The organism is Variovorax raffinosi (genome assembly GCF_051216615.1).
Classification (GTDB): domain Bacteria; phylum Pseudomonadota; class Gammaproteobacteria; order Burkholderiales; family Burkholderiaceae_C; genus Variovorax.
The window spans coordinates 1-22,917 of sequence record NZ_JBPJZR010000024.1; the positions used below are offsets into that span (position 1 = coordinate 1).

A 22,917-nucleotide genomic window follows, 5' to 3' on the forward strand; every position below is an offset into this window, starting at 1 on the left:
CGCGGGCCGCAAGGACCCACGGGGCGAAGGCTTCGAGTTGCGCACGGACGGCCATGGGGTGCTGAGAGCGCAAGACGGCATGCTCATCACCACAGAGGCGCGGCCCGAAGCGGCTCGTCACGCCAAGGACATGGGCGAGACGACGAGTCGGCTGAAGGCGGCTCACGGACAGCATCAGGGGCTGGCTGAAGCCGCGGCCACCGCCAAGGCTCAGTCCAGTGGCGAGGACCAGGCCACCGTCGCCAAGGCACTCCAGGCGCAACACGACGCCATCAAAGGCCGCGGCGGCAATGTGGCTCAAGGGCAATTCCCCGAACTCAACGAACCGCACCTGGTGTTGGCGAGCGCTGCTGGCATCGCCGCCAGCACTTCAGGCAGCTTGCATCTGCAAGCCGGCGAGCACATCGCGATCTCCAGCGAGGGACACACCAGTTTCAGCGCCGCGAAGCGCCTGCTGGTCAGTGCCAAGGACGGCATCCGCCTGTTCGCGCTCAAGAACGGCATGAAGTGGATCGCGGGCAACGGCAAGGTGCAGATCGAGGCACACAAGGACCGGATCAACGTCACGGCCAAGCGGGCCGTTCGCATTACCAGCACGACCAGCGAAATCCGCATCACCGCGCCGATCAAGGTGGTGGTCAACGGCGGGGGCAGCTTCACCGAGTGGAGCGGCACGGGCATCCTGCATGGCACGCCGGGCGGGTGGGTCGAGCATGCGGCGAGTCATGTCAAGACGGGGCCGGCGAAGCTGCCGCTGAGTCCCCAAACGTTCAAGGGCTGTGGCCCTGCAAGCCAAGCTGCCGTCGGCAGCCAGTCCGGCGGGATCGACCTATGAACACGGGCGCTGCGAGAAGTGCACCTCAGCCCGTGCCGAGCGACCCGCATGCCGAACTGCTAGCGCAGATCAAGACTCGACATCCCACGCATCGCTCTGTCTGGATCTTGTTCGAACCCGCCATGAGTCCGATGGGTGAAGACGAAACCAGCGCCGCGTGGCTCGATCTGGCCGAGCGCATGCCCGTGCAGGTTGCCATCCCCGGCTATGACCTTGGGGTCGAACGCTGCCCTTTGTGGCTACAGGCCGATCTGACAACACCCAAGGGGCAGCAGTTGCTCCGCACCAGCGTGGAAACGGCGCTCGACGAACTGCATCCTGATGCACTCAGGCACAACAACGGTCGCCGCGTATGTGCCTGGGTCTGTTCTCCGCCAAACGCGAAGTCCACCCCCGATGCTCTTCGGGCCCAGGCCTTGCACATGGCGGGCTTGTTGGTACAGACCCGTCCCAATCTGCCCACGCACCACCCATACCTCAATGGGCGGCCGGTGCATGTCAGGTTGCACGACCCAGCGGTGCTGTGGGCGCTGTGGCCCCTGTTCAATTCAATGCAGCAAAGCCAATGGTTGGCCCGCGTTGGAGGCTGGTGGATGCTCAAGCCCAATGGCCAAATGCACGCGCTTCAAGCCCCACAGGCCGATGCGTCGATGCGCCCCCCTGAAGCAGCGCTGCATGCCCTCGACATGCGCTATACGCCCGACCAATGGACGTCCGTGCCGCATATCCAACCGCTGAATCATGCGTTGCGCAAGTGGCAGCAACTCTCGCTGCAAGACAACTCGGGCGCCGAGTTGGCCGATCTCGATGTGGACAACGCCCGTGATGGCGCCTGCGCCGCTATCCGCACCACAGACAACGCCGGCTGGCGCGACCTGATCGATCTGCAGGCCGTTGCGTATTACGCCATGGCATATCACCCCCGCTTTGACACATCCACGTTGATGCGCAACCACCTCGCGCAGCGAATGGCTGCGGCCCGCAAAGACGGCACAGCATTTGATCTGGCGGGTTGGCTCCATGCGTTGAGTGCGTCCGATTGGCAACGGGTGGCGGCCCAACTGAACCACGCTGAACCGCCTGCCACTGCGGCCTGAAGCCTCGCCTCATGACACCCCGTCCCGAGCAACTCACAAACCCATCCGGAATCCGCCCATGAGCAGCAGCCCATGCAAACACTGCCAATCCTCCGGCCTTGCCATCCTGCCCGTGCGCTATGCGCCGGCGCCTTGGCGTACTGCTGTCATCCCTACCCTGCCCGAATGGGCCGAAGACCCCGCGGACCCCATTGGGTTTTCGGACCCCAGCGTCGACTTCGTGCCGGCTCTGTGGGAGTACATCCGCCGGTACATGGAGCAAGGTGCTGCACCGCTTGTGCAGGGTGAATTCCCTCCCGTATCGAACACTGGCGCGTATGTGCCCTGGAGCAACTTCGGCGCGGTCGTTCCATTTCTTGACCAACCAGGGCGCCGTTGGAAAGAACAACCGTGGAAGACTCTTCTCAAGTACATCAGCATGCCTGTCACCGTGCCGCTGTATGTGCTGTGGTTGTTCTTCAACCGACTGACCGTCTGGACAGCACAGAAAGTCGAGTGGCCCGAAGAAATCAAGCAAGCCATCGGCCGATTGATCAACGAGCTTGACCTTCGCGAAGATACCTATCGCAGGCTGCGCCCCGGCCCACCACCGGAGGTTTGATACAGACGGAGCAGAACAATTTCAACCGTCTTGTGCACCGACAGCAGACCTTTGAGCAGGCCTGAGCGATCGACCAGTTCAGCAAAGGCCAATGCAGAGAACAGTTTCTGCGCAGCGGCCCAAGCTTGAACAGCCCCTACCTCACCTTCCGGCAACCAACCGGCAGCAGCTTCGCCGGCAAATCCTCCCCCCGCACGCAATGCCAGACGATGCCGTTGTCGGCAGCCGATGGCTCCATGCGCAGCACACCGCTCATCCCTCTGGGCAGCTTGGGCAGCGTGGCCTCGACAACCATCGTCTCCGGGTCGAGCGTCAGCACCGAGCCACCAGGCAGGGTCTCCGGCGCATTCGCAGCAGCAAGCGTCTCCGGAATCTCTTCCTTCTCCGTGTAGTAGTTGGCCAGCGCCTCGCGCACCGGCGCGCCTTCCGCCCAGGCCTGCGCGACTGTCGCGCGCGCGGTGTAGTCCTGGTACGCCGGAATCGCCGCTGCCGCCGCCACGCCGATGACGGCCACGACGATCAGCACGCCCAAGGCGCCTCCACCGGTGCGGCCCGCATAGGGCACGAAGATCGCGAGCAGGTAAGCCAGCGGGTTGCGGCTCGGCAGCACCGCCGCCGGATCGATCGCACGCGCCACGCGCTTGGTGAGCCAGGGGTAGCCGCCGATCAGTTCATGGAACGACGCCCAGAAGCCGCTGTTGCCGGCCGACTGGTTGGCATAACCCTGCAGGTCGACGTTGCGCCACTGCTGGGCACCGGCGGCCAGCGCCACGAGTGCGCGCGGCGCGGAGTCGGGCTCTTCGCAGCAGGCCGCGCCGTGCAGGTCGCAGGTGTATTCCTTGGCGCGCGCATAGGCGGCACCGAGCAGTGGCAGCCACAGCACCGGGGCGCGCCAGATGTGGCCCGTGAGGTGGCCGCGCCGGATGTGGCCCAGCTCGTGGCCGATGTAGAAGTTGATGCCGTCGGGCTGCGTCTCCATCGCATCGACCACGTCGGACAGCAGCACCACGAAGTTGCGGCCGAAAAAACGGGTGGCGAAGGCGTTGAACATGCCGTCGCCGTGCAGCAGGTAGGCCTCGGGCTGCTTCTCGATGCCGAGGTAGCCGCAGCAGGCCGTGAAGCGTGCGTGCAGTTCGGGCAACTGGGTGGGCGAGAGCTTGACGGCCGTGCCCTTGATCCAGGCGATGACGGCCGACTGCGCAAACACGTAGCCGATGAAGCCCAGCAGCACGTAGATGAGCGCAATGCCCAGCGTGCCGACGATCAGCAGCAGCCAGACCAGCAGGCCGAGCACGAGCGTAAGAGTGCCGAGCCAGCGCTCGCGCGAATAAACCCATGGATCCATTGGAATTTCCTCCTCGATGCAGCCATGCCGGCCGCGATGTTGTGATTGTTTTTCGCGCCTCCCCGGCGCGATCTGCCGGGAGGCATCATGCCCCAGAGTGGGGCCAATTTCGATGTCCGCCTAAGGGCTATTCGGTATAGGTCAGGCCCTGGTCAGCCTATAAGATCGCGGCCTTTTTACCCCCTCTCGGAGACATCATGAAGAAACTGCTCGCCCTCGCGGCGATTGCCACCGCCGCTGCCGGTGTTCACGCCCAGGATTTCCCCGGGAACAAGACCGTCACGCTGGTGGTGCCTTTCGCGGCCGGCGGCCCGACCGACCGCGTGGCGCGCGACCTTGCCGAAGCCATGCAGAAGACGCTCGGCACCACGATCGTGGTGGACAACACGGCGGGCGCGGGCAGTTCCATCGGCACGGCGAAGGTGGCACGTGCCAACCCGGACGGCTACACGCTGCTGCTCAACCACATCGGCATGTCCACCATGCCTGCGCTGTACCGCAAGCTGCCGTTCAACGTCGAGACCGACTTCGAGTACCTGGGCATGGTCAATGAAGTGCCGATGACGCTGATCGGCAAGCCCGGCCTGCCCGCCAACAACTACAAGGAACTGACGACCTGGATCGCCGCCAACAAGGGCAAGATCAATCTGGGCAACGCCGGCCTGGGCGCTGCGTCGCACCTGTGCGGCCTGCTGTTCCAGAGCGCGATCAAGGTCGAGATGACGCCGGTTCCCTACAAGGGCACGGCTCCGGCCATCGCCGACCTGCTGGGCGGCCAGATCGACCTGCTGTGCGACCAGACCACCAACACCACGTCGCAGATCGAGGCCAAGAAGGTCAAGGCCTATGCCGTGACCACTGCCAAGCGCCTGACCACGCCCGCGCTGAAAGACCTGCCGACGCTGGACGAGTCGGGCCTGAAGGGTTTCGAAGTGGCGATCTGGCACGGCGTGTACGCGCCCAAGGGCACGCCGGCACCGGTGCTGAAGAAGCTCAACGAAGCCATCACCGCGGCCATGAAGGACCCGGGCTTCATCAAGCGTGAAGAAGCGCTGGGCGCGGTGATCACCACCGACAAGCGCACCGAGCCGGCCGAGCACAAGAAGTTCGTCGTGGCCGAGATCGCCAAGTGGGGCCCGATCATCAAGGCCGCCGGCGTGTACGCCGACTGATCGACGAACAACCGCCGCTGCCTTCACACGCAAGCAGCCGCAAGGCCGCCTGAGCCCCCGGGGCCAGGCGGCTTTTTCGTTATGCTGGCCGGGATTTTTCTTCCACCCTCCAGCCCTTTCCCATGCGTTTTCGCGGCGCGGCCCTTTCGGTTCTTGCGGTCTTCCTGGCCTTGCCGGCGCAGGAAGGCAAGGCCCAACCGCAAACGCTGCTGTGGGTATGGGACCGGCCCCAGCTTTTCTCCGCGCTGCCCGAAGCCACCGGCGTGGCCTACCTGCACGCCACGGTGCAACTGAGCGGCGAGCGCAGCCGCACGACCTGGCGCCAGTGGCCGTTGCGCATTGCGCCGGGCGCCACGGTGGTGCCGGTGGTCCACGTCACGCTGGACAACCTCGCGCCCTCGCCCGTCGACGATGCGCAGCAGGCGGCCATTGCCGCCGCCATCGAGCATGCCGCGAAGCAGGGCAACCGCTCGGGCTGGGTGCAGCTCGATTTCGAGGCGCGGCGCAGCCAGCGCGAGGCCTACGTCGCGCTGCTCAAGCGCCTGCAGCCGCTGCGCGAAGGTGGCGTGCGGCTCTCGGCCACCGCGCTGGCCTCGTGGTGCATGAGCGATCCGTGGCTGCCCGCCGGCCTGCTCGACGAGATCGTGCCGATGTACTTCCGCATGGGCGCGGAAGCCGGGCGCATCCGCCAGCGGCTCGATGCGACGGGCGCGGCCACGGTGCCGGCCTGCCGCGATGCGGCGGGACTGATGTTCGGCGAGAACTGGCCCGCGCTCGGCGGCCTGAAGCGGCGCTATGTGTTCCACGCGGGCGCATGGAAGAACGAAGACTTCGCACGCATCGACAGCAGCAACAACAACATCGACATCAACAGGCACCCATGACTTCTTCAAGCTCGAGGCGCACGATGCGCGCCGGCGCCAGGCTGCTGGCGACGACGGCAGCCGCACTGCTCGGCGCCACCGTGGCGCACGCCAGCGGCGGCTACGAACCCGAGGACCTGTTCTTCGCCAGCAACCGGCCCGACCAGCCGGTGCGCGAGTTCGTCGAGAGGCCCGCGGGCTACTACACCAGCTACCTCGTGCCCTACCAGGTGCTCTGGTACTGGCGCCTGCACGGCCAGTCGTTTTCTGCCGATGCCGTGCGCGCCTTCACCGACCTGCTGGAAAAGCTGCCGCGTGAAGACAACAGCATGGAAGAGATGGACGACGCCTGGACCGAATGGCGAAAGGCGCACGACGAGGCCAACGCGAAGCTCGACCCCCAGTCGCCCCGCGACAAATCCGCCCTGCCGCCGCCATCGCAGCAGCCGCCGAAGTGGAATGCCGACAGCCTGCAGGCCACCCCGAACTGCTTCTATGGCGATGCCTTCCGCAACGCCACGAAGACGCTGGCCCAGCGCATGACGCGCGTGGCCGGCGACAAGGCCGCGGCTCCCTACGTGCTGCACTGGCTGAAGGCGCAAGACGCGGTGTTCGACACCTGCAACCAGCAGTCCGGCACCGTCCCCGAACTGCCGCAGCACGCGCCCGCCTGGCTGCAGGCCGACCAGGCCTACCAGTTGGCCGCGCAAAGCTTCTATGCCGGCGACCTCGACGAGGCCGACACCGCGTTCACCGCCATCGCGCAGGACAAGGCCAGCGCCTGGCGCGACCTCGCGGCCTACATGCGGCTGCGCGTGCTGGCGCGGCAGAACCCGGGCGATGCGCCTTCGGACAGCAAGAACGACAAGGACAGCCCCGAGACCCTCAAGCGGCAGGCCGAGCTCACGAAGCAGGTCGATGCCATCGCGCTGCCGCTGCTGAAGAACCCGCGCCTGCGGGCGCTGCATCCGTCGGTCCATCGGCTGGCCGAAGCGCTGCGCATCCGCTACCTGCTGCCCGCCACGCGCATGCAGCGGTTGGCGGACGGCCTGAAGACCATGGGCCCGCCCGATGCGGCCGCCGCGAAGCTGCTGCTGCTGAACCACGAGTTCCGAGCCTGCGGGTTCTTCTACGACTGCTCATACCTCGGCCCCGCGCAGACCTCCGACCTCGTGCAATGGCTCAGCACCGTGCGCGGCTTCAACGGTCCGGGCAGCAGCGCCGAGCCGGACGGCAAGTGGCGCGAAACCCTGAGCTGGAGCCGCTACCAGCGCACGCACGACCTCGCATGGCTGATGGCCGCCGCGAGCCTGGTGCCGGTGGCCGCCGCGAGCCTGGTGTCGGTGGCCGCCGCGAGCGACGACAAGCGCGAGGCCGAGCTGCAGGCCGCGCTGGCGGCCGTGCCCGAAAACCATCCCGCGCGCTTCGCGGCCACGCAGTTGCGCGCGCAGCGCCTGTTCGCGCAGGGCCGCTACAAGGAAGTGCGCGAGCTTGTGGCCGACGCGGGCGATTCGCCGCTGATCGCGCGCAGCCTCTCGGGCCGGAACCTCGTGAAGGCCCTGCTGCTGCCCTCGGCCGCGTCGGAAGACGAATGGCGCCGCCTCGCGATCCGCCCCGTGGTCGCGCGCCGCGACCCCGAGGCGACGGAAGCCAAGCCGAACGCGGTGCCGCTGGCCAGCTCCCTCGACGACGACGTGATCCGCTTCCTCAACACACGCGCGCCGCTGCCGATGTGGCTGCGTCTTGCCGCCGACCCCACCCTGGCGCCCGCCCTGCGCGACAGCCTGCTCGAAACCGCGTGGACCCGTGCGGTGCTGGCCGAGGACTACGCCATGGCCCGCCGCGCGGCGCAGATGCGCATGGCATTGCCGTCGCAGGCGGCGACTGCGGCCAAGGCACCGGACCCGATCGCCGGCATCCGCCGCTCGGTGAACCTGGCGGACACCGACACCGCTGGCTGGCGCCACCTGCTGCTGGAGCGCATGGCAAGCACCACCGAAGTCTTGTTGGCGCCGCACTGGTCCGGCGGCGAGGGCATCCGGACCACGCCCCTCACGCCGGGAATCACGCCGGCGTACGACCGCGGCATGGCCATCGGCAGCTACGGCAAGTGGTGCCGCCCGCTCGGCGTGCCGCTCTCCGGCCCGCAGGCCGCCACCGCCGCCGACTTCGAGATGCCCGCGTTCCTGCCGCAGGAAGAGCGCGCGCAGCAAGAGGCACTGGTGCGCAAGCTGCGCACCATTCCGCAGGACTCGATCTACTTCACGCAGGAAAGCCTGGCGCTGATGCAGCGCAACCGCGCCGACCCGCTGGTGCCGCAGGCGCTGTCGGTCGCGGTGAAGATGGCGCGCTACACCTGCCCGGACAAGGCCGTGGGCGACTGGTCGCGCAAAGGCCTGCAGACCCTGCACGCGAACTACCCGAACTCGACCTGGGCCGCCAGCACCCAGTACTGGTACAGCGGCCGGTAGGGAGCGCGCGAAGAGCGGCCCTCACTTCGGCCGTATGGCGTCCGCCGTCCCCTGGATGAAGGCCTTGATGCTCTCGATCTCCTCGCCCGAGAGCTTGCCGGTGAAGTCCGGCATGCCGCGCGCCATCGCCGGGCCCTTGAGCACGAACTTGTCGAGGTTCTCGATGTACGCCGCGTCCATGTAGCCTAGGTTCGGAATGTTGCCGCCGCGGTCCACGCCCGGCACGCCGTGGCAGAACACGCAGTTGCTCACGTAGAGCATCGTGCCAGCCTGGACCTTGGCGGGGTCGTACTTCACGCCCTGCACCAGCTTGTCCATGCGGTACTGCACGAAGTCCGGCATCTTGGCCGTGCCGCCCACCGCGAAGGTGTAGACCGTGCCCGGCCCCTGCTTCTCGGTGGCGCGCTGCGCAAGACCGTAGACACCACCCCAGCCCACGGCCACCGACACGTACTGCTTGCCGTCGACCATGTAGGTCGAGGGCGCGGCCACCACGCCGGTGCCGGTGGGCGTTTCCCACAGCTTCTCGCCGTTCTTCGCGTTGTAGGCCAGCAGGCGGCCATCGGCCGTGCCCTGGAACACGAGGTTGCCGGCGGTGGTGAGCGTGCCGCCGTTCCAGGGCGACACATAGTCCACGCCCCAGGCTTCCTTCTGCGTCACCGGGTCCCAGGCCACGAGGCGGCCGAAGGGCTTGCTCTTGGGCGGCTCGACGTTGGCGAACTTGGCCAGGTTCCAGCCCAGGCCCGCATGCGGGCGGCCCGGCACGTCTTCGTTGAACTTCCAGTCCTTGTCGTCCATCAGGTTGATCGGCACGTGCTGCGAAGGCAGGTAGGCCAGGCCGGTCTGCGGGTTGAACGACATCGGGTGCCAGTTGTGCGCGCCGAAGGGACCGGGGATGGCGTCGTTGGGCTTGGTGCCGTCGCGCGCGGAGGCAATGCCGATCGGCCGGCCGTTCTTGTCGTAGCCCGTGGCCCAGTTCACTTCGGTGAAGTTCTTGGCCGAGATGAACTTGCCGTTGGTGCGGTCGATGACGAAGAAGAAGCCGTTCTTCGGCGCATGCAGCAGCACCTTGCGCGGCTTGCCGCCCACCTTCATGTCGGCCAGGATCATCGACTGCGTGGAGGTGTAGTCCCAGTTGTCGCCGGGCGTCTCCTGGTAGTGCCACTTGTACTTGCCGGTGTCGGGGTCGAGCGCCACCACCGAGCCCAGGTAGAGGTTGTCGCCGCCCTTGGGGCTGCGCGCCTTGTGCGACCACGGCGAGCCGTTGCCGGTGCCCACGTACATCAGGTTGAGTTCGGGGTCGAAGGCGAAGCTGTCCCATGCGGTGCCGCCGCCGCCGGCCTCCCAGTACTTAGCCGAAGGGTCCCAGGTCTTGGCCGCGCGCGCCATCGACTCGTCCTCGAAGGGCTTGCTCGGATCACCGGGCACCACGAACCAGCGCCACTTCTGGTCGCCGGTGTTGGCGTCGTAGGCGGTGACGAAGCCGCGCACGCCGTACTCGGCGCCGCCGTTGCCGATGATGACCTTGCCCTTGAACACGCGCGGCGCGCCGGTGATGGTGTAGCTGCCCTTCTGGCCTTCGAGCGTGTTCTTCTCCCAGACCGTCTTGCCGGTGGCCGCATCGAGCGCGATGAGGCGGCCATCGTAGGCCGCCACATAGACCTTGCCTTCGTAGATGGCCACGCCGCGGTTCACCACGTCGCAGCAGCCCTTGTAGCCTTTGGACTTATCGACCTGCGGATCGAAGGTCCACAGCTTCTGGCCGGTGCGCGTGTCGATGGCATACACCACGCTCCACGAGGCGGTGACGTACATGGTGCCGTCGACCACCAGCGGCGTGGCCTCCACGCCGCGCGTCGATTCGAGGTTGTACGACCAGACCAGCCCCAGGTCTTTCACGTTGCCCGCGTTCACCTGGTCGAGCCTGCTGAAGCGCGACTCCGAATAGTCCAGGCCCACGCTGGGCCAGTCGGGCGTTTTCTTCTGCGCCGCGTTGGCGCGGATGAAGTTGCTGTCGACCCGTTTCGTGGCTGCCGCGGCGCGGTCTTGCGGTGCCGTCGAATTCTGGGCCGTGGCCGTCGATGCGTTCAGGCACAGCAATGCGCCGGTGAGCATGAACAGCCCGGAGTGTGTTTTTTTCATCGTGGGTCTCCTTGTGGTGCAAGGATCGCGCGCACGGCCCTCGCGCTCACCCCCGGGATTTCCCCAGTCCGGCGCTGTTCCATTGCGGAACACATTCGCTGCTGGTCCCGAATCCAGCGAGGCAGCGAACCCCATGTCCCCAGACAAGTTCGAGCGGCTCGGCACGGCGGATGCGCCGCGCCAGCTTTTTGCCAGCACGCCGGCGCAGCGCGTGGCGCTTGCGCGCCGGCAGTTCTTCGAGGAAGGCGTGCGCCCCTCGGGGCTGATCGGCGAAGCGGTGCTGCAGTCGTGGATGCGCTGCAGCCGCACGCACAGCGACCGCCAGCGCATCGTGCCCTTCGACGCGGTCACGCCGAGCCGGCTGCACACCACGCTCGCGCGCAACCGCGAGCTGCTCGACGCGGCGCGGCCCGAACTCGGGCAGATGGAACACATGCTCGCAGGCACCGACTGCCGCGTGATCCTGACCGACCCCGACGGCGTGGTGGTGCACGTGAGCAACCAGCCGAGCGACACGCACCAGCCGGTGCTGCGCAAGACCGCGCGCGTGGGCGTGAACATCTCCGAGCGCATCGTCGGCACCACCGCGCCCGGCATCGTGGCCACCACCGGGCAGGCCTGCACGGTCGACGGCGCGGAGCATTACTTCGACGTGCTGAGCCACATGCAATGCGCGGCTGCGCCGATCCGCGACGTGACGGGCCGGCTGGCCGGCGTGCTCGACCTCACGGTGGAGTCGCGGCCCTTCGGCTTCGATGCGGCGTCGATGGTGGCGATCCATGCGACGACCATCGAGAACCGGCTGCTGCAGGCGCAGTCGCGCGACCATCTGATCCTGCGCTTCCAGTCGAGCCCGACACTGCTCGGCACGCCGCTCGAAGCGCTGGCCGGCATCGCGCCCGACGGCACCATCGCGTGGCTCAACAACGCGGGTGCGCGGCTGCTGGGGCGCCTGCCCGACGCGGCGGACGAGCGCGATGTCGAGTGCCTGCTGGGCCACGACCTGGCGAGCCTGCTGCGGCTCGGCCGGCGCGAAGCGGCGCAACCGCTGCGGCTGGCAAGCGGGCTCGGCGTGTGGGTGCAGGCGCATCTGAAGGGACCGGACGGCGTGGACTTCCGGCATTCGGTGGCAATGCCCACCAGCGTTGCCCATGCTGGCGGCGCATCCATGGCCATCGAGCGGCATGTGCAGGCCGACACCATCGACGACACCGATGCGGATGCGGCGGCCGACGACAGCGATGCCGATGCGGAAGCCGCACCGCACGCGGAGACGCTGCGCGAACACAGCCGCAAGCTGATCGAAGACACGCTCGCGGCACACGGCGGCAATGTGTCGCAGGCGGCGCGGCAGTTGCGCGTGTCGCGCGGCACGCTGTATCGCCGCATGCGCGGCTGGGGCGACGCCGCCTGCGACTAGCGCCCGTTCACACCGGCACCGCGTCCGCCTGCTGCTCGCGCGCGTACTGGCTCGGCGGCCGTCCGACATGGCGGGTGAAGGCGACGCTGAACGTGCTCGCTGAGCTGTAGCCCACGCGCTCGGCGATTTCGGCAACGCCGCCTTCCTTGCGTCGAAGCAGGTCCTTCGCGAGCGCCATGCGCCAGGCGAGCAGATACGCCATCGGCGCCATGCCGACCTCGCGGCTGAAGCGATCGAAGAACGACGAGCGCGAGAGCGCGGCCTCCTTCGCCAGCTCCACGACCGTCCATGCGCGTGTCGGCTGCTCGTGCATCGCGCGGATCGCGGCCGCAAGGCGCACGTCGGCAAGCCCGCGCGCCAGGCCCGGCGACGCCGCCGTGCCCGCCGTCGATCTCAAGGCTTCGATGAGCAGCACCTCCAACAGACGCGCAAGCACGACCTCGCGCGCGGGCCGCTCCGCGCGCGACTCCTCGCCCACCAGCTGCACCAGCGTTGCGAGCCGCTGCTCGCCGCGAACGTGCACGAGCTGCGGCAGCAGCGACACCAGCAGGGCCGCATCCGGCGAGCCGAAGCTGCAGTGGCCCGCCAGGATGCGCAGGTCCGTCGGGCCCTGCTGCGCGCCAACCCTGAACAGCCCCTGCCCAAGCGCGACCGGCAGCGAATCGGCCACGCCAACCGGCGACACGAGGCTGGACATGGCGACGCCGAAGGCCGCGGGGATGAGCACGAAGTCGCCGGCCTGCAGCACGACCGGCTCGTGCCCATCGAGCGCCAGGCGGCAGCCGCCCTCCAGCACGGCGCAGTAGAAGGGCTGCCCGGCGTCCGAGCGACGGATCTGCCACGGACCCGCGCCGACGACGTGCTTGGAGAACCGGGCAGCCGGCTGCAGCAACGCGACCACCTCGGCAAACGGATCGACCATGGCCGGACTCTCGAACATGAGTTATGGACTCCGGATGGTAGCAAGTACGGCCCCGGCCACCTATCGTGAAGGCATTGCCATCCACACGAAGGAAACCTCATGAAAACCGTATTGATCACCGGCTGCTCCTCCGGCTTCGGCCTCGAAACCGCGCGCCACTTTCTCGCGCAGGGCTGGCAGGTGGTCGCCACCATGCGCACGCCGCGCGAAGATGTGCTGCCGCCGTCCGAGCGCCTGCGCATTCTGCAGCTCGACGTGACGGATGCGCAGAGCATCCGCAACGCCGTCGAGGCTGCGGGGCCGATCGACGTGCTCGTCAACAACGCCGGCTTCGGCGCGCCCTCGCCGCTCGAACTCACTTCCATGGAGACGGTGCGCGCGCTGTTCGAAACCAACACCTTCGGCACGATCGCGGTCACGCAGGCGGTGCTGCCGCAAATGCGCGCGCGCAAGTCTGGCGTCGTCGTGAACGTGACGTCGAGCGCCACGTACAAGCCGCTGCCGCTGGTCGGCATCTACCGCTCGGCCAAGGCGGCGGTGAATGCGTTGACCGAATCGCTGGCGGTCGAAGTCGAGCCGTTCGGCGTGCGCGTGCGCATCGTGCTGCCCGGGTCCTCGGGCGAGACCAGCTTTCGCGACACCGCGCGGACCCACCTGCACGGCATCGAGGACGAGGCCTATGGCGATTTCATGAAGCAGACCATCGCCCGCATGCTCGCGTCCACGGGCCCGGAGACGCACGCGAAGGACGTGGCCGAGGCCGTGTGGCGCGCGGCGACCGATCCGTCGGCTCCGATGTACATCCCGGCCGGTGCGGATGCCGTGCAGTGGGCCGCCAAAGCCGGCTGATCCGTTCGATCGTCTTCAACAAGGCCGTGGGCCGAAGGTTCAAGCCCTGGCGAGAACCTGTTCGGCGCGCGCGCGGCGCGTCCTCGCGTCGGGTTGCAGGGGCCTGAGATATTCGTGCAGGGCGAGCGCGGCCGCACCCACCGCCGGCGCCAGTGCGTCGTAGCGCGCGGTGCGCAGGTCGGGCGCCGGCATGCCGGCCCCATCGGCGTGGCGCTTCACACCTTCGAACGCAGCCTGTGCAAAGCCGCGATGTTCCGCGCAGGCCTTGCCACCGAGCACGATGGCGCGCGGATTGAAGGTGACCCACAGGTTCTGCAACAGCACGCCGAAGAAGGCGGCGGCACGTTGCACGTCGGCGCCCTCGCGTTCGAGCACGCGCGAGCCGAAGAAGGCTTCGGCGCAACCGCGCCGGCCGCATGAGCACAAGGGGCCGTCGAGCTGGAGGATGGTGTGGCCGATCTCGCCGGCCATGCCTTGCGCGCCGGTAAAAAGGCGGTCGTTCAGCACCACGCCCGCGCCCACGCCCACATCGCAGTTGACGAAGATCAGCGGGTCTTCGCCCTCGCCCGCAGCGAACTCGTACTCGCCGAGCACGGCGGCATCGGCGTCGTTCTGAAGTTGCACGGTCACGCCCGGCAGGCCGACCGCGGCAAAGGCTTTTTCGAGTGCCGGCAGCAGGTTCACGTTGCGCCAGCCGAGGTTGGGCGCGAAGCGGACCACGCCGGTGCAATCGTCCACCGCGCCGGGCACGCACACGCCGATGCTCGACAGGCGCAGGCCCAGCGTCTGCAGGTGTACGTGCGCCGCCGCCGCCATGCGCGCGACCTGCGCGCACACGCCGGCCGGAGAGCCATCGGTCAGCGCATGGGTGTCCGAGTACAGCACCTCGCCCTGCAGCGAGACGCACACGAGGCGCACGGTCTCGACGGCGATCTCCACGCCCATCAATGCGCGCACGCCGACGTTGATTTCCAGCGGCGTCGAAGGCCGACCCAGGCCATCGGCCACGGCGGCACCCGATTCGCTCAGCCAGCCTTCGTCGATCAGCTCGCGCACCAGCAGGCTCACGGTCGACTTGGTAAGGCCGCTCTCGGTCGCCAGGCGTGCGCGAGACAGGCCCGGCTGCGCGCGCAGCAGCCGCAGCAGCACGCTGCGGTTCATGCGCTTGAGCAGTTGCTGGTCGCCGATGGTCTTCACGTCAGGCGGCCACGGCGGTATCGGCGTGGTGGGCTTGCTCTTTTCCTTCGGGCCGCTTGCCCGCGATGATCATGCCGAGCACTTCGTCTTCGGTCACGTCGGCGGTGCGGTAGGTGCCCACCAGCTTGCCGTTCTTCATGACCGCGAGGCGGTCGCTCAGCGAGAACACGTCGGGCATGTCGTGCGTGATGAGGAAGATGCCCACGCCGTCGGCCTTGAGCTGCCGCACGAGGCCGCCGACCATCGCGGTTTCTTCGGGGCCGAGCGCGGCGCAGGGCTCGTCCATGATGAGGATGCGCGCGTTGAAGTACAGCGCCCGCGAGATCGCCACCACCTGCCGCTGCCCACCCGAGAGGCGCCGCACCGGCACGCGGATGTTGGTGAAGTTCTTGTTGAGGCGATGGAACACTTTTCGCGCCTGCACTTCCATGAAGTGGTCGTCGAGCGTGTTCCAGCGGGTCATCTTCTCGCGGCCGAGGAAGAGGTTGGACACGGAGTCGAGGTTGTCGGCCAGTGCAAGCGTCTGGTAGATGGTTTCGATGCCTTGTGCCTGCGCTTCGGAAGGCGTGCGGATGTTGACTTTTTCGCCCGCGATGAGCGTGTCGCCCGAGTCGATGGGATAGGCGCCCGCGAGCATCTTCATGAGCGTGGACTTGCCCGCGCCGTTGTGGCCGAGCAGTGCCACCACTTCGCCGGGGTAGAGGTTCACGCTCACGCCGTCCACGGCTTTGACGCCGCCGAAGGACTTGCGGATCTCTTTCAGTTCTACCAAGGGTTTTGATGTGTCGGTCATTTCAGTGCTCCGCTTTGTTCCGGCGTTCTTGTTCTTGGGCTGCTGTTGGGGGCGGGTTCGGGTGCATTCGGGGCGAGTGCGAATGACACCAGGAGCTCCCCTCCGCGAATGTCCCCCGCTTCGCTCCTCCTTTATTTCGCTGCGGGGAGCACCTGGTGCCATTCGCACCGGGGCACGCTGCTGGTGTGCAGCCGATCAACGACTGCTCTGTCCAGCGCTCGCGCCGATACGGGGCTCTTTTTCGCGAAATAAAGGAGGAGCGAAGCGGGGGACATTCGCGAAAAAGAGCACCGTGTCGGCGTGAGTGCCGCCCTGAAGAACAGCAGCGCTTCATCTCAGCTCTCCCCGAACTTGCGCCGATACAGCACGTCGAACACCACCGCCACGATCAGCACCTGCCCGATGATGACCATGCGCTTGCCGATCGGCACATCGAGCAGCAGCATGCCGCTGTCGAGCGACTGCATGATCAGCGCGCCCAGCACCGAGCCGAAGATCGAGCCGCTGCCGCCCGCTAGCGCCGTGCCGCCGATGACAGCCGCCGCAATCACGTACAGCTCCATGCCCGTGCCCAGCGAGTTGGTGCCCGCGTTGAGCCGCGCGATCGACACGATGGCCGCGATGGTGACCAGCACCGCCAGCAAGGCGAACAGCATCAGCGTCACGCGCTTGACCGGAATGCCCACCAGCGCCGCCGCATCCGGATTGCCGCCCATCGCGAACACATAACGGCCGAAACGCGTGCGGTGCACGATGAACGACAGCACGATGGCCACCGCAGCCCAGATCAGCACCGGGATCGGAATGCCCTGCGGCTCGGTCTTGGAAGAGATCTGGTAGTTGTTCATGACCGCCGCGAAGGCGAACACCACGGCCACCGGCACGGCCGTGATCAGCACATCGAGCCACAGCGCCTCGGTCGGCATGTCGTAGCGCTGGCGCGCGCGGCGCTTTTGCACCATGCGCCCGAACAGCACCAGCGCCACCAACGCCGCGAGCACCCAGCTCGCCGTGGTGCCGATGCCGCCGTCGTAGCCGCCGCCCAGGCGCTGGAAGAATTCGTCATTCACCGGCTGCGTCTTGCCATCGGCCACCAGGAAGGCCGCGCCGCGGAACGACATCAGCCCGCCCAGCGTGACCACGAACGAAGGCACGCCTAGCACCGCCGTGAGCCAGCCCTGGTAGATCGACACCAGCAGCGCCACCGCGAGCCCCGCAAGGCAGGCCGTGGGCCACGACCAGCCCGAGGTGTATTGCAGGTACGCGATGAGTACGCCGACAAAACCCATCACCGAGCCGACCGACAGGTCGATGTGGCGCGCCACGATGATCAGCACCATCACGGTCGAGACGATGCCGACCACGGCCGTCTGCTGCGCGACGTTGTAGAGATTCTCGGGCGACAGGAACACGCCGCCGGACATGACGCTGAAGACCACGCCCATCGCCACCAGCAGCAGGCACATCAGGATCAGCCGCAGGTCGATGCCCGTGCGGCGCCACCAGCCTGGAGTTTCATTGCTCATTTGTAGGACCCCCTGGAAACATGAGCGCGACCGGGCCCGGGCCAGCCCCGCAAGGGGTGGCCGGACACGGCATGGCGCGAATTGACTGACGACGACGGCGGCTTGGCGCCCGTCTTGCTTACTTGCAGGCCGCGGGCGCGGTGGCACCCGTGGCGCCCTTGCACAGCTCGTCCTTCTTGATCCAGCCGGCCTTGACGATCACGTCGAGGTTGTCGCGCGTGATCGGCACCGGCGTCAGCAGGCGCGAGGACAGCGAGATCTTCTTGGCGCCGCCGGCCCACGGCGCGGCCTTGTCGACCGGCTTGCCGGCCGCGAGTGCAACGGCGGCGATGGCGGCTTCGCGGCCGAGTTCGCGCGAGTCCTTCCAGATGGTGGCGGTCTGCGTGCCGAGCGCGATGCGGTTGAGCGCGGCGAAGTCGGCGTCCTGCCCCGACACCGGAATGCCGCGGATGCCCTTGGCCGTGAGCGCCGCCACCGCGCCGCCGGCCGTGCCGTCGTTGGCCGCGACCACCGCATCGACCTTGTTGCCGGCCTTGGTGAGGATCTGCTCCATGTTCTTCTGCGCGACCTCGGGCTTCCAGCCTTCGGTGTATTCGTCGCCGACGATCTTGATGTCGCCCTTCTTGATCGCGTCCGCCAGCACCTCTTGCTGGCCGGCGCGCAGGAAGTCGGCGTTCGGGTCGCTCGGCGAGCCCTTGATGATCACGTAGTTGCCCTTGGGCTTGACCTTGAAGACCTCGCGCGCCTCCATGCGGCCGACCTCGACGTTGTCGAAGGTGATGTAGAAAACACCGGGCGCCTCGATCAGCCGGTCGTAGGCGACCACAGGCACCTTCTGGCGCGTGGCCTTGGTGACGGCGGGCAGGATCGCGTCCTTGTCCATGGCGAGCACGATGAGCGCCTTCGCGCCCTTGGCCATCAGGCCTTCGATGTCGCCCAGCTGCTTCTCGGGCGAGCCGCCCGCATCGGCACTGATGTACTTGGCGCCGAGCTTTTCCAGCTCGGCCTTGATCGCGGCTTCGTCGGTCTTCCAGCGCTCTTCCTGAAAGTTGGACCAGCTCACGCCGACCACGGTCTGCGCCAACGCGCCCACGGCCGTGAGACCGAAAGCCATGGCGGCCAGGGTGTGTTTCAGTTGCATCGATGTCTCTCCAGAGTTGGTTCGCCCGACAAGAAAGCCGAGTAAGAAATTAGTTAGTTTGAAGGGCGAACTAACTATCCCATCGCTGCCACGGGCTTGGCATCCGGGAATTCCCGGAGCGTTTTTCGCAAGTGCGTTCCGCCCGCGCGCGGCTGGCGAAGGGCTGTTTTCGCGGGCGGGCGCTCAGCCGATGTGCCAGGCCTGCGTCCACACGGCGATGCCGTCGAGCAGTTCGTCCAGCGCGTCCTCGTCGGTGCGCCCGGAGCGCTTGAGCACGTGGAACGAGTGGTCTGCGCCATCGATCTCCAGCACGGTGGCGATGGGGCCCAGCGCCTGTGTGACCGCATCGAACTGCGCCGGCTCGGCCAGCGTGTCGCGCGGACCGTGCGCGAAGAGCATCGGCACATCGACGTCCTGCAGATGCGCCGCCCGCGTGGCCGAGGCCGATGGCGCGCCCGAGGGATGCAGCGGAAAGCCGAGAAAGACGAGCCCCTGCACACCGGGCAGCGGTTGCAGCGCATGGGCTTGCGAGCTCATGCGCCCGCCGAAGGATTTGCCGCTGGCAAAGAGGCGCAGTCCGCCGAAGTGCGCCGACGCACAACCCACCGCCGCGCGCACCGTGGCATGCGCCAGGGCCGGCGCATCCGTGCGCTTGCTGCCGCGCTCCATGTAGGGAAACTGGTAGCGCAGCGTGGCGATGCGGCGCTGCGCGAGGCCTTCGGCCACCGCATGCATGAACGGATGCGTCATGCCCGCACCGGCGCCGTGTGCCAGCACATAGCAGGCGTCGGGCGAGGGCGGCGACACGGCGAGGGCCGACACGACGGTGTCGGGCGCCACGGAAATGGAAAGGGGATGGGTGGTGATCACGGCCCCAGTTTGCCCAAGACTCATGGCCCGCGAGCGGCGGACGGCCGCTTGCTCAATCGATCAGTTGCGTCTTGATCGCGTAGTAGGTCAGGTCGCTGTTGGTGGACAGGTTCATCTTCTCCATCAGCCGCGTGCGGTAGGTGCTGATGGTCTTCACCGACAGCGACAGCGCCTCGCCGATGCTGCCCACCGATTCGCCCTTGGCGAGCTTCAGGAACACCTGGAACTCACGCTCCGACAGGTGCTTGTGCGGCGGCGCGCTGTCCTTGCGTTCCAGTTGGCCCGCGAGCAGTTCGGCGACCGAGGCCGAGATGTAGCGGCGCCCCAGCGCGACCGTGCGGATGGCCTTGGCGATTTCTTCCGGCTCGCATTCCTTGTTGAGATAACCCGAGGCGCCCTGGCGGATCAGGTTGACCGCGTAGTGCTCTTCCGGATAGCCGCTGAGGATCAGCACACCGAGGTCCGGCGCCTTGGCACGCACCATCGCGAGCGCGTCGATGCCGCTTTGCCCGGGCATGGACAGGTCCATCACCAGCACATCCATGTCGACGGTGCGCACAAGGTCGATGGCTTCGCGGCCGGTGCTGGCTTCGCCGACCACGCGGAAATCGACGAAGGTGGAGAAGAAGGCCTTGAGGCCCGTGCGGACGACGGCGTGGTCGTCAACGATGCCGATTTTGATCATGGATGTGTGCCTCCGGGCAGGTTCATGGACGCAAGAAGCGAGGGGAGGTCAGGACGATGCCACACGCTTTCGCCGATCGGGCGGTGCAAGAGCGGGTCGGGCTGTTGTCCTGCAAGGGAACGCTGGTGCGTCTTTCGGCGGTGTAGGCGCCGCGCGCGTTCTTCCGGGGCTGCCGTCACCGGGATGCGGCATGCTGCGGCTCGTTTCACCCTCGGAGAAAAGCACAGATGAAGCACTCGAACCCACCCGCCCTGCACCCACCGACCGGCTACAGCCACGTGGTCGAGGTCGTCGCGCGCCGCACGCTCTACGTGTCGGGCCAGATCGCGTTGGACCTTGAAGGCCGCTTGGTCGGGCCGGACGACCTGCTCTTGCAGACCAACCAGGTGTTTGAAAACCTGCGCACCGCACTGGCCGCCAGCGAAGCCGGGCTGCGCGATGTGGTGAAGCTCACGGTGTTCCTGACCGATGCCTCGCAGCTCGCCGCGTTTCGCGAAGCAAGAGACCGGTTTTTCCAGTCGCCGCTGCCGGCATGCAGCCTCGTGGAAGTGTCGCGGCTCGCGCGGCCGGACCTGCTGATCGAAGTCGAAGCGGTGGCCGTCATCGAGTGATCTGGCGAGCGCTGAAACGCGCTCGATCACGCCCGGACTTCCGCGCTTCTTCTTTATTAATTCTTCTTAATTAATATAGTAGTAGTAGATAAGGGTAAACCCCTCCTGTGGACAGTGCGCTTTTTCCCTTGGCTGACAACGACTTGTCGTGCCTGTGTCACTGTGTGCACCTGTGCTTTCGAGCTGTCTCGAAAAGAAGAACAACTTCAGGCCGGTCGATCCAACTGTGGATAACCGTGACTTTGTGCCAAAACTGTCCCCAGAGTTTTCCCTGCGGTGCGGCGCACGACGCAGCAGCCCCGCCGGGGTAAGCCCGCTGCATCCATTCCATCTCGTTTGATACGATTTTTGTCAAAGCGCTGATCCCAAGGGCGTTGGAGACAAGATGGACTCAAGCATTCCAGGCCGCGCCGGCGAGGCGCTGTACCGCGTCATGGTGCGCATCCGCGCTTTCGAGAACGCTGCAGAAACGGCGAGCCAGGGCGGCGTCAGCGCCTACGGCCAGCAGGCCGCCGGCGCCGCCAAGGTGCGCGGGCCGCTGCACCTCTCGACCGGGCAGGAGGCGGTGCCGGCCGGCGTCTGCGCGCACCTGCGCACGAGCGACTACCTCACCTCCACCCATCGCGGCCACGGCCACACGCTGGCCAAGGGCGCCGACCTCGCGCGGATGATGTGCGAGCTGTTCGGCAAGGCCACGGGCTTCAACGGCGGCAAGGGCGGCTCGATGCACATCGCCGATTTTTCGGTCGGCATGCTGGGCGCCAACGGCGTCGTCGCGGCGGGGCTGCCGATTGCGGTGGGCGCGGCGCATGCGCAGAAGCTGCTGAAGAAAAGCGATGACATCACCGTCTGCTTCTTCGGCGACGGCGCCATCAACCGCGGACCCTTTCTCGAAGCGCTGAACTGGGCGCGCGTGTACGAGTTGCCGGTGCTCTTCGTCTGCGAAGACAACCGCTGGAGCGCGACCACCGCGAGCGGCCCGATGACGGCCGGCGACGGCGCCTCGGCGCGTGCCGCGTCGATGGACATCGCGGCCACGCAGGTCGACGGCAACGACGTGTTCGCGGTCCACGAAACCGCCGCGCGGCTGGTGGCCGAAGTGCGCGCCGGCGGCGGGCCTCGCCTGCTGCATGCGCTGACCTACCGGGTGAAGGGCCATGTGTCGGTCGACCTTGCGGCCTACCGCGACCCGGCCGAACTGGCTGCCGCGCTGGAGACGGACCCGATCGCGCGAGCGCGCGGGCATCTGCTGTCGACGGGCATCGCCGCCGCGACGCTCGATGCCATCGAGAACGCGGCGCGCGACGAAGTCGACACCGCGCTGGCCGTGGCCGATGCCGCGCCCTGGCCCGATGCCAGCGCCGCCTTCACCGACGTGCAGACCATCGGAGCAGGCCAATGGCACTGAAGAAAGAACTGAGTTATTCCGAGGCTGCGGTGCTTGCGATCCAGCGCGAGATGGAAGCCGATGCGCGCGTGGTCGTGCTCGGCGAAGACGTGGGCCGCGGAGGCATCTTCGGCCAGTACAAGGGACTGCAACAGACCTTCGGCGCCGCGCGCGTGATCGACACGCCGATCAGCGAGGCCGCGATCATGGGCGCCGGCGTGGGCATGGCGCTCGCGGGGTTGCGGCCGGTGGTCGAGATGCGCGTGGTCGACTTCGCGCTGTGCGGCATGGACGAGCTGGTGAACCAGGCCGCCAAGAACCGCTTCATGTTCGGCGGCCAGGGCCGCGTGCCGCTGGTGGCGCGCATGCCCGGCGGCATCTGGGACGCCTCGGCGGCGCAGCATTCGCAGTCGCTCGAAGCCTGGTTCGCGCACCTGCCGGGCGTGGTGGTGGTGAGCCCGTCGACGCCGCAGGACAACTACGGCCTGCTGCGCGCCGCGCTGCAGTGCGGCGACCCGGTCGTCTACATCGAGCACAAGACGCTATGGGGCCTGCGCGGCGAAGTCGACGAAGACATCGCCGTGCCGCTGGGCCGGGCCGCGCGGGTGCGCGAAGGCAATGCGCTCACGCTGGTGAGCTGGAGCCGGCAGATGCAGGTGTGCGCCGCCGTATGCGATGCGCTTGCGGCCGAAGGCATCGCTATCGATTTGATCGACCTGCGCACGCTGTGGCCGTGGGACCGCGAGACGGTGCTGTCGTCCTGCGCGCGCACCGGTCGGCTGCTGGTCGTGCACGAGGCGGTGCAGGCCGCGGGCTTCGGCGCCGAGATCGCGGCCAGCGCGGCGGAAGCCACGGGCTGTCGCGTGGCACGGCTGGGCGCGCCGCGCATTCCGGTCGGCTATGCGCCGGTGCTGGAGGCGCAGTCGCGCATCGGCACCGAGGCTGTCGTGGCTGCAGCGAAGAAGCTGGTCGGCTGACGACGGTGCCGCA

The 22,917-nt window shown here is 67.4% G+C and carries 20 protein-coding genes; 11 read left to right on the plus strand and 9 right to left on the minus strand.

The window, feature by feature from the left end:
• The 3 genes from ACSFB7_RS36960 to ACSFB7_RS36970 all read left to right on the plus strand — a co-directional run.
• Positions 1–835 (plus strand): DUF2345 domain-containing protein (locus ACSFB7_RS36960; protein ID WP_435477306.1); only part of this gene is annotated, 835 nt, incomplete at its 5' end.
• A gap of 131 nt (positions 836–966) precedes the next feature.
• Positions 967–1,932 (plus strand): hypothetical protein, encoded by a 966-nt coding sequence (locus ACSFB7_RS36965; RefSeq protein WP_435477308.1) that lies wholly within the window; start codon positions 967–969, stop codon positions 1,930–1,932.
• Positions 1,933–1,990: 58 nt separating this feature from the next.
• Positions 1,991–2,533, plus strand: a complete 543-nt coding sequence (locus ACSFB7_RS36970; protein WP_435477309.1) for a hypothetical protein — start codon at positions 1,991–1,993, stop codon at positions 2,531–2,533.
• Between the two features lie 136 nt (positions 2,534–2,669).
• On the opposite strand, the gene ACSFB7_RS36975 is transcribed toward ACSFB7_RS36970, so the two are convergent.
• Entirely contained in the window at positions 2,670–3,878 is a 1,209-nt protein-coding gene (locus ACSFB7_RS36975) for a M48 family metalloprotease (RefSeq protein WP_435477310.1), read from the minus strand.
• A gap of 197 nt (positions 3,879–4,075) precedes the next feature.
• Here ACSFB7_RS36975 and ACSFB7_RS36980 point away from each other — a divergent pair, with 197 nt between their 5' ends.
• From ACSFB7_RS36980 to ACSFB7_RS36990, 3 genes are all read left to right on the plus strand, one after another.
• On the plus strand, positions 4,076–5,050 hold the full coding sequence (locus ACSFB7_RS36980; protein WP_435477311.1) for a tripartite tricarboxylate transporter substrate-binding protein: 975 nt from the start codon (positions 4,076–4,078) through the stop codon (positions 5,048–5,050).
• 122 nt (positions 5,051–5,172) lie between these two features.
• Complete coding sequence (locus tag ACSFB7_RS36985; RefSeq protein ID WP_435477312.1) at positions 5,173–5,934, plus strand: hypothetical protein; 762 nt, start codon at positions 5,173–5,175, stop codon at positions 5,932–5,934.
• Positions 5,931–8,384 (plus strand): hypothetical protein, encoded by a 2,454-nt coding sequence (locus ACSFB7_RS36990; RefSeq protein ID WP_435477313.1) that lies wholly within the window; start codon positions 5,931–5,933, stop codon positions 8,382–8,384. Before ACSFB7_RS36985 ends, ACSFB7_RS36990 begins: the two co-directional genes overlap by 4 nt.
• Before the next feature lie 21 nt (positions 8,385–8,405).
• Here the strand turns inward: ACSFB7_RS36990 and ACSFB7_RS36995 are convergent, their stop codons facing one another.
• Positions 8,406–10,526, minus strand: coding sequence for a PQQ-dependent dehydrogenase, methanol/ethanol family (locus ACSFB7_RS36995; protein WP_435477314.1), 2,121 nt, complete (start codon positions 10,524–10,526; stop codon positions 8,406–8,408).
• 133 nt (positions 10,527–10,659) lie between these two features.
• On the opposite strand from ACSFB7_RS36995, the gene ACSFB7_RS37000 reads away from it, so the two are divergent.
• Positions 10,660–11,946 (plus strand): helix-turn-helix domain-containing protein, encoded by a 1,287-nt coding sequence (locus tag ACSFB7_RS37000; RefSeq protein WP_435477315.1) that lies wholly within the window; start codon positions 10,660–10,662, stop codon positions 11,944–11,946.
• 7 nt (positions 11,947–11,953) lie between these two features.
• Here ACSFB7_RS37000 and ACSFB7_RS37005 read toward each other — a convergent pair whose 3' ends face one another.
• Positions 11,954–12,868: an AraC family transcriptional regulator gene (locus ACSFB7_RS37005; protein WP_435477339.1), complete on the minus strand. Its 915-nt coding sequence runs from the start codon at positions 12,866–12,868 to the stop codon at positions 11,954–11,956.
• Positions 12,869–12,967: 99 nt separating this feature from the next.
• Between ACSFB7_RS37005 and ACSFB7_RS37010 the strand changes: the two genes are divergently transcribed.
• A complete protein-coding gene (locus tag ACSFB7_RS37010) occupies positions 12,968–13,717 on the plus strand; it encodes an SDR family oxidoreductase (RefSeq protein WP_435477316.1) in 750 nt (249 codons plus the stop codon).
• A gap of 39 nt (positions 13,718–13,756) precedes the next feature.
• Here the strand turns inward: ACSFB7_RS37010 and ACSFB7_RS37015 are convergent, their stop codons facing one another.
• The 6 genes from ACSFB7_RS37015 to ACSFB7_RS37040 all read right to left on the minus strand — a co-directional run bounded on the left by ACSFB7_RS37015 (position 13,757) and on the right by ACSFB7_RS37040 (position 19,929).
• On the minus strand, positions 13,757–14,914 hold the full coding sequence (locus tag ACSFB7_RS37015) for an ROK family transcriptional regulator (RefSeq protein ID WP_435477317.1): 1,158 nt from the start codon (positions 14,912–14,914) through the stop codon (positions 13,757–13,759).
• Position 14,915: 1 nt separating this feature from the next.
• The gene (locus ACSFB7_RS37020; RefSeq protein ID WP_435477318.1) at positions 14,916–15,707 is read right to left on the minus strand and encodes an ATP-binding cassette domain-containing protein; all 792 of its coding nucleotides are present in this window, start codon (positions 15,705–15,707) and stop codon (positions 14,916–14,918) included.
• Between the two features lie 335 nt (positions 15,708–16,042).
• Entirely contained in the window at positions 16,043–17,233 is a 1,191-nt protein-coding gene (locus ACSFB7_RS37025; protein WP_435477319.1) for a sugar ABC transporter permease, read from the minus strand.
• Positions 17,234–17,351: 118 nt separating this feature from the next.
• The gene (gene xylF, locus ACSFB7_RS37030; protein ID WP_435477320.1) at positions 17,352–18,374 is read right to left on the minus strand and encodes a D-xylose ABC transporter substrate-binding protein; all 1,023 of its coding nucleotides are present in this window, start codon (positions 18,372–18,374) and stop codon (positions 17,352–17,354) included.
• A 183-nt stretch (positions 18,375–18,557) separates the two neighbouring features.
• On the minus strand, positions 18,558–19,244 hold the full coding sequence (locus tag ACSFB7_RS37035) for an alpha/beta hydrolase family protein (protein ID WP_435477321.1): 687 nt from the start codon (positions 19,242–19,244) through the stop codon (positions 18,558–18,560).
• Between the two features lie 52 nt (positions 19,245–19,296).
• Positions 19,297–19,929 (minus strand): response regulator, encoded by a 633-nt coding sequence (locus ACSFB7_RS37040; protein WP_435477322.1) that lies wholly within the window; start codon positions 19,927–19,929, stop codon positions 19,297–19,299.
• 227 nt (positions 19,930–20,156) lie between these two features.
• Here ACSFB7_RS37040 and ACSFB7_RS37045 point away from each other — a divergent pair, with 227 nt between their 5' ends.
• The 3 genes from ACSFB7_RS37045 to ACSFB7_RS37055 all read left to right on the plus strand — a co-directional run bounded on the left by ACSFB7_RS37045 (position 20,157) and on the right by ACSFB7_RS37055 (position 22,904).
• Positions 20,157–20,540 carry a RidA family protein gene (locus tag ACSFB7_RS37045; RefSeq protein ID WP_435477323.1) on the plus strand — a complete coding sequence of 128 codons (384 nt, stop codon included), beginning with the start codon at positions 20,157–20,159 and terminating at the stop codon, positions 20,538–20,540.
• Between the two features lie 385 nt (positions 20,541–20,925).
• The gene (locus ACSFB7_RS37050; RefSeq protein WP_435477324.1) at positions 20,926–21,948 is read left to right on the plus strand and encodes a thiamine pyrophosphate-dependent dehydrogenase E1 component subunit alpha; all 1,023 of its coding nucleotides are present in this window, start codon (positions 20,926–20,928) and stop codon (positions 21,946–21,948) included.
• The gene (locus tag ACSFB7_RS37055; RefSeq protein WP_435477325.1) at positions 21,939–22,904 is read left to right on the plus strand and encodes an alpha-ketoacid dehydrogenase subunit beta; all 966 of its coding nucleotides are present in this window, start codon (positions 21,939–21,941) and stop codon (positions 22,902–22,904) included. Before ACSFB7_RS37050 ends, ACSFB7_RS37055 begins: the two co-directional genes overlap by 10 nt.
• The last annotated feature ends 13 nt before the right edge of the window (positions 22,905–22,917 follow it).